Source organism: Streptomyces sp. B5E4 (genome assembly GCF_039871555.1).
GTDB lineage: Bacteria > Actinomycetota > Actinomycetes > Streptomycetales > Streptomycetaceae > Streptomyces.
Window position 1 is genome coordinate 132,741 of record NZ_JBDPMI010000023.1, and the last position, 6,359, is coordinate 139,099.

The 6,359-nt window shown below is 74.9% G+C and carries 5 protein-coding genes and 4 tRNA genes; 6 read left to right on the top strand and 3 right to left on the bottom strand.

All coding sequences use genetic code 11. From position 1 onward, the window contains the following. Positions 1-68: 68 nt before the first annotated feature. The 3 genes from ABGA99_RS26050 to ABGA99_RS26060 are packed head-to-tail and all read right to left on the bottom strand — an operon-like array spanning position 69 to position 2,856. A complete protein-coding gene (locus ABGA99_RS26050) occupies positions 69-899 on the bottom strand; it encodes a GNAT family N-acetyltransferase (protein ID WP_347575768.1) in 831 nt (276 codons plus the stop codon). Between the two features lie 50 nt (positions 900-949). Next, positions 950-1,789, bottom strand: a complete 840-nt coding sequence (locus tag ABGA99_RS26055) for an aminotransferase class IV (protein ID WP_347575767.1) — start codon at positions 1,787-1,789, stop codon at positions 950-952. Next, positions 1,786-2,856 (bottom strand): chorismate-binding protein, encoded by a 1,071-nt coding sequence (locus ABGA99_RS26060; protein ID WP_347583532.1) that lies wholly within the window; start codon positions 2,854-2,856, stop codon positions 1,786-1,788. Before ABGA99_RS26060 ends, ABGA99_RS26055 begins: the two co-directional genes overlap by 4 nt. A gap of 147 nt (positions 2,857-3,003) precedes the next feature. Between ABGA99_RS26060 and ABGA99_RS26065 the strand changes: the two genes are divergently transcribed. From ABGA99_RS26065 to ABGA99_RS26090, 6 genes are all read left to right on the top strand, one after another. Then, a tRNA-Gly gene (locus ABGA99_RS26065) sits at positions 3,004-3,076 on the top strand. A 26-nt stretch (positions 3,077-3,102) separates the two neighbouring features. Beyond that, a tRNA-Cys gene (locus tag ABGA99_RS26070) sits at positions 3,103-3,173 on the top strand. 1 nt (position 3,174) lies between these two features. After that, positions 3,175-3,246: transfer RNA gene (locus ABGA99_RS26075), tRNA-Val, on the top strand. A 161-nt stretch (positions 3,247-3,407) separates the two neighbouring features. Then, on the top strand, positions 3,408-4,625 hold the full coding sequence (locus ABGA99_RS26080) for a GNAT family N-acetyltransferase (RefSeq protein WP_347576114.1): 1,218 nt from the start codon (positions 3,408-3,410) through the stop codon (positions 4,623-4,625). Positions 4,626-4,837: 212 nt separating this feature from the next. Next, the gene (locus tag ABGA99_RS26085; RefSeq protein ID WP_347583533.1) at positions 4,838-5,980 is read left to right on the top strand and encodes a S1 family peptidase; all 1,143 of its coding nucleotides are present in this window, start codon (positions 4,838-4,840) and stop codon (positions 5,978-5,980) included. A gap of 209 nt (positions 5,981-6,189) precedes the next feature. After that, positions 6,190-6,261: transfer RNA gene (locus tag ABGA99_RS26090), tRNA-Val, on the top strand. Positions 6,262-6,359 lie beyond the last annotated feature (98 nt).

Here is a 6,359-nt window from a genome sequence, read left to right on the forward strand (position 1 = left end):
GGGAGGCCACGGGCCGGCCGGCGCCCCGGGGCGGGCGAAGGCGGTGTCCCCGGGCCCGTGTCCGGCCCTCAGACCAGCGGCTTGCGCAGGTGGTACGCCGCGGGCCGGTAGTCCAGGGACTCGTACAGCCGCCGCGCCACCTCGTTCCACGCGAAGACGTGCAGCCCCAGCGTGGGAAGCCCCGCCGCCAGGCACTCTCGCTCCGCGGCGAGCATCAGTGTCCGGCCGTGGCCCTGCCCCCGGTGCTCCGGCACGACGGTCACGGCGTAGACGTACCCCCCGGTGGCGATCTGCGGCCGCAGCGCGATCCAGACCGTGCCCACCCCCGCCCCGTCGTGCTCCAGGACGCGCAGCGCCATGTCCGGGGTGGCGGCGCCCGCCGGCAGCAGCTCGTCGTGGGCGGCACCGGCCCGGTTCCGCGCCTCGCCGGGCGGCGCCCCCTGCTCCAGCCACCGGCGTGCGTACCCCTCCACCTCCGCCGTCCGCCAGCCCGGGTACTCGCCCGCGGCCATCGGCCGCACCGCGGAGCCGGGCGGCAGCTCGGGCGCCGCGGCCAGCTCCTTGGTCATCGTCCGGCCCGTCTCGGTGTAGCCCAGCGCCGCGGCCAGCCGCAGACCGACCTCCGCGCGCGGGTCCAGGCTGAGCAGGACCTCCCGGCAGCCCCAGCCGCGCAGCACCTCCTCGGCCGCCAGCGCCGCCACCGTGCCGCGGCCGCGGCCGCGCTCGGCCTGCTGGATCCGCAGCGTGCGTACGCGGCCGGTGGCGGGGCCGAGGCGCGGGTCGGTGGCCAGCTCGACGTCGCCGACCGGGCGGCCGTTGACGCACACGGCGAACGCGCGCGTACGGCCGCCGTCCGGCTCACGCCGCTCGGCTCCGGCCGGGCGCAGGTGGGTCGTCATCGCTTCCCCTTCGTCCTCGCACGCTCGGAGTCTGCCGGTCGCCCTGCCTTCTACGGGTCGACGTCCGCCGCCGACCGCTCCGCGAACACCTGCATGGCCTTGGCCGTGACCGGCCCGAGGGCACCGGGCAGTGCGCGGCCGTCGAGGTGCCGCACGGCCTGGACGTCCCGCAACGAGGACGTCAGGAAGACCTCCTCCGCCTCGCCGCCCTGCGCGAGCACGGAGAACGGCAGGTCCGTCTCCCGCGCGCCGGTCCACTCCAGCAGGAGCCGCCGGGTGATCCCGGCGAGACAGCCGGAGGCGAGCGGCGGGGTGTGCACTTCGCCGTCGAGGACGACGAAGACGTTGGAGCCGGTGCCCTCGCAGAGCCGGTCGCGGGTGTTGGCGAAGAGCGCTTCGCTGGCGCCGCCCTCGTGCGCACGGGCGAGCGCGACGACGTTCTCCGCGTACGAGGTGGTCTTCAGGCCCGCGACGGCCCCGCGCTCGTTGCGCGTCCAGGGCACCGTGACGGCGTCCGTCTCGTCCGGCCGCGGCTCGGCGGCGGCCAGGGCCACGACCAGGGTGGGGCGGCTGTCGTCCGCGTCGCTGCGGTGGGAGGACAGGGGTGCGGCGCCGCCGGTGTACGTGATGCGCAGCCGGCCGTGCGGCACGGGCTCCGCGGCCAGCACCGCGGCGCAGGCCCGGCGCACCTCGTCGAGGTCGGGCTCGGGCAGGCCGAGGCCGCGGGCGGAGCGGGCCAGCCGCTCCAGGTGCCGGGTGACGGCGAAAGCGGTGCCGCCGGTGGCCTTCAGCGTCTCGAAGACGCCGTCGCCCACGGTGATGCCGTGGTCGAACACGGACACCCGTGCGTCGGCCACCTCACGCAGCCCGCCGTCGAGCCAGACCTTCATGTGCGTACGGTCCCTTCACTCGTGACTTCCGCCTCCGACGCTACCGCGAGCAGCCGGGATGCCTTCAATTCGGTCTCCCGCCACTCGCGCTCCGGATCGGAGCCCCAGGTGATCCCCGCGCCGGTGCCGAAGCACAGCGCGGGCCCGCCGGCCGTGGCCCGGTCGATCCAGAACGTGCGGATGCCGACGGCCAGTTCGCCGGTGCCGCGGTCGGCGTCGACCCAGCCGACGCCGCCGCAGTAGGGGCCGCGGGGGGCGGTCTCCAGCTCGTCGATGATCCGCAGCGCGCTGCTCTTCGGCGCGCCGGAGATGGAACCGGCCGGGAAGGTGGCGCCGATCAGCTCCGCCCAGCCGGCGCCGGGGGCCAGCTCGCCGCGGACGGTGGAGACGAGGTGGACGAGCCCGGGGTGCTCCTCGACGGCGCAGAGGGCGGGCACGGTGACGGATCCCGTGGTGCAGACGCGGCCGAGGTCGTTACGCACCAGGTCGACGATCATGACGTTCTCGGCGCGGTCCTTGGCGGTCAGGTCGGCCGCGGTCCGGCCGGTGCCCTTGATGGGGCCGGACTCGACGGCGCGGCCGGCGCGGCGCAGGTACAGCTCGGGCGAGGCGGTGGCGACCTCGACGCCGTGTGCGGGCAGCCGGACGACGCCGCCGTACGGGGCGGGGTTGCCGCGGGCGAGGACGGCGCCGAGGGCGTCGACGTCGGCGGCGTCCGGGTCGGGGGCAGGAAGCGGGGCGGTGAGGATGCGGCACAGGTTGACCTGGTAGACGTCGCCGGCGGCGATGTGCTCCCTTATGCGGCGCACCCCCGCCAGGTAGCCGGCGCGGTCCAGGGAGGTCGTCCAGCGCGCGGCGCCGGGGCCGCGCCAGCGGTGCGCGCGGCCGGCGGGCGGGTGCGGATCGGGGCGTACGTCGCCGAAGCGCGCGCACACCGTCCGGCCCTCGTACCCGACGACGACGGCCCACCAGCCCGCGGAGTCGAGCGCCGCCGGGTCGTCGGTCACGTCGCGCAGGTCGGAGCCGACGAGACCGCCGAAGCGGGCGAGCGGGGCGAGGCGGGGCACGCCGCGAGTCTATGGCGGCCGGCGGACACGGGCCCCCGGGCGGGTGCGGTCACGGCGCCGCGGGAAACCGAATTTGAGCTGGCCCCGGAATCCGCTAAGGTTCATGACTACCGGAAGCGCCTCACCGGCGCCTTCGGAGCACGACCGGCGGACGTAGCTCAGTTGGTAGAGCATCACCTTGCCAAGGTGAGGGTCGCGAGTTCGAATCTCGTCGTCCGCTCGATGAGGGTCTCACGGGCCCTCGCTGGTGGAGTGGCCGAGAGGCGAGGCAACGGCCTGCAAAGCCGTCTACACGGGTTCAAATCCCGTCTCCACCTCGGACGATTAGCTCAGCGGGAGAGCGCTTCCCTGACACGGAAGAGGTCACTGGTTCAATCCCAGTATCGTCCACCGCACGAGAGGCGACCCACGGCCGCGCACAGCGCGCGCATGGGTCGCCTTCTTCGTTGGTGCGCGGCCGCGGCCCGCACGTCCCGGACCTGACGCGGAAGCGATGTGCAGGGATCGGTCGTGACAGATAGTGTCAGAATATGAACGACCGTGCTGCCATTGTGGTCCGTGAAATACCTGAAAGTGACATTGACCGGGCGCAGGAGCTGGCCTATCTGGTCTTCCACGAAAAGCCCGAGGACGAACTTCGCAAACGCCATCACGAACTCCTGGCGGGCTGCCTGCGCATCGGCGCGTACGACGCGGACACGCTGGTCGGCATGGTCGCCGCGCTGCCGTTCACGATGGCCGTCCCGGGCGCCGAACTCCCCTGCCCCAGCCTGACGTTCGTCTCCGTCGCGCCGACGCACCGGCGCCGCGGGGTGCTCTCCGGGATGATCGCCGAGCTGTTCGCGCGCTGCCCGGCCGAGGGCTGGCCGATGGCGGCGCTGTGGGCGTCGGAGACCGCCATCTACGGGCGGTTCGGCTTCGGTCCCGCAACGTACGGCGCGACCGTCGAGATCGACTCCCGGGAGGCGCTGCGGCTGCGGATCGCCCCCGACGAGCGGCCCCTGCGGCTGGTCGACCCGGCTGCGGCGCCCGCGCTGCTCGGCCCGTACTACGACCGCACCCGGGCCGCGCGCGCCGGCCGGCCCGAGCGCAGCGAGGAGTGGTGGGCCAAGGAGTGGATGGCCGAACAGGACCCGGACGACGAGGACTTCTCCCGGCCGCGCGTCGTCGCCCTCGGTGAGCCCCTCGCCGGCTACGCCGTCTACCGCACGAAGGACGGCGACGGCGACCGCCCGGAGACCTCGGGCCTCGTGCGGCTGGACGAACTGGAGGCGGACGGCCCGGCCGTCGCCGCGGCACTCTGGCGCTACCTGGTCTCCCTGGACCTGACCGGCACGGTACGCGCCTGGGGCCGCCCGCTCGACGACCCGCTGCTGCTCTTCGCCGCCGACCGCGACCAGGTGCGGGTCACGAGCACGTTCCCGGCGCTGTGGGTGCGCCTGACCGACGTCGGGGAGGCCCTGCGGCGCCGCTCCTGGGCCGCCGCCGCGGACGTGGTGCTGGCGGTGACCGACACCGCGGTACCGGCCAACGCGGGCACGTACCGGCTCACCGTCGCGCCCGGCGCCCCGGCCGCGTACGAGAACGTCGACGCGGCGCCGGACCTCACCGTGGACGTACGCGACCTGTCCGCCGCCTATCTCGGCGGCGCCGACCTCGCTGCCGCCGTCCGCGCGGGCCTGGCGACCGAGCACACCGCGGGCGCGGCCGACGCGCTCGACACCGCGCTGCGCACGCCGCTGCTGCCGCACACGGTGGAGGAGTTCTAGCCCGGCGCGCCCGAAGAGGCGCACGCCCCCAGGCGGTTGACGAGCGGTCGCCCGGTCCCCCGCGGGGCCGGGCGGCCGCTTGTCGTGCCTGCGAAAGGTCTGGACAAACATGCGGGCCCGTGCTGTGGTGACAGCGCGCTGACTGAGAGCGCTCTCAACCATCTGTGTTCCACCCCCACTCGACATGAGGGAACTACAGAAAGGTCACCATCGTGAGACGCACCTTCGGATTACGGCTGGGCCTGTCCGCACTCCTGCTGCTCAGCACCTGGGGCGGCGCCGCCGCCCTCGCTCCCTCCGCCGGCGCCGACTCCGCGCAGGGGCTCTCCCCCGGCCTGGCCGCCGCGCTGCAGCGGGACCTGGGCCTGACGGCCGACGAGGCCCGGGAGCGGCTGGCCGACGAACGGCGGGCGGGCGAGATCGAGAAGAGGGCCGAGCGCGCGGCCGGTGCCGCCTACGGCGGCTCCTGGTTCGACGCGGACAGCGGCCGGCTCACCGTCGCCGTCACCGGCGCGCAGCGCGCGGACGCGGTCCGGGCGACGGGCGCGGACGTGCGCGTCGTCGAGCACAGCGCCGCACGGCTGGACGCGACGATGAAGCGCCTGGACGCGCTGTCCGCCCCCGCCGGGGTGGCCAGTTGGCGCGTGGACGCGCGCGCCAACAGCGTCCGGGTCGACGTCGTCGCCGACCGGCGCGGCGACGCCGCGGTCCGCGCCTTCCTCGAACGGGCCCGCGCCGCCGGTCCCGTCGAGGTCGGAACGGTCGCCGAGGCGCCGAGCACCTTCGCCGCCGGCACCGTCGGCGGGGACCCGTACTACACGGGCAACGTCCGCTGCTCCATCGGCTTCTCGGTGCACGGCGGCTTCGTCACCGCGGGCCACTGCGGCGGTGCGGGCGCGGGCGTCCGCGGCTGGGACGGCTCGTTCATCGGCAACTTCCAGGGCTCGTCGTTCCCCGACAACGACTACGCCTGGGTCAGCGTCGGCAGCGGCTGGTGGACCGTCCCCGTGGTCCTCGGCTGGGGCACCGTGCCCGACCAGCTCGTCCGCGGCTCCGCGGAGGCCCCGGTGGGCGCCTCCATCTGCCGCTCCGGCTCCACCACGCGCTGGCACTGCGGCAGGCTGCTGGCCAAGAACGAGACGGTCAACTACAGCGGCGGCGCCGTCGTACACCAGCTCACGAAGACGAGCGTCTGCGCCGAACCCGGCGACTCGGGCGGCTCGTTCATCAGCGGCGACCAGGCGCAGGGCGTCACGTCCGGCGGCTGGGGCAACTGCAGCAGCGGCGGCGAGACCTGGTACCAGCCGGTCAACGAGATCCTCGGCCGCTACGGACTGAGGCTGCACACCGCGTAGCAGCCGTCGGCGATCTCGCACCCCGGCCGCAGGCGGGAGATCGACGACGGTCCGCGTGCGACCGCACCCCGTGGCACCGGCCCCTCGCCGGTGACCGCACGCCCGTGCCGCCCGCCCGCCGGCGGGTGGCACGGGCCGTACCGGCCACGCGATGATCATGGACTTGCGATGGCGGTCGGCGCGTGGAAGTATCTAGCCGCAGCAACCGCGCGCGGTTAGCTCAGCGGGAGAGCGCTTCCCTGACACGGAAGAGGTCACTGGTTCAATCCCAGTACCGCGCACAGCAGAAGGACAAGGGCCGGAGCAGACGCTCCGGCCCTTCGCCGTGGGGGCCCCCCCCGGGCGGCCCCCCCCCCCGGGGCCCGCCGGGGGGGGGCGG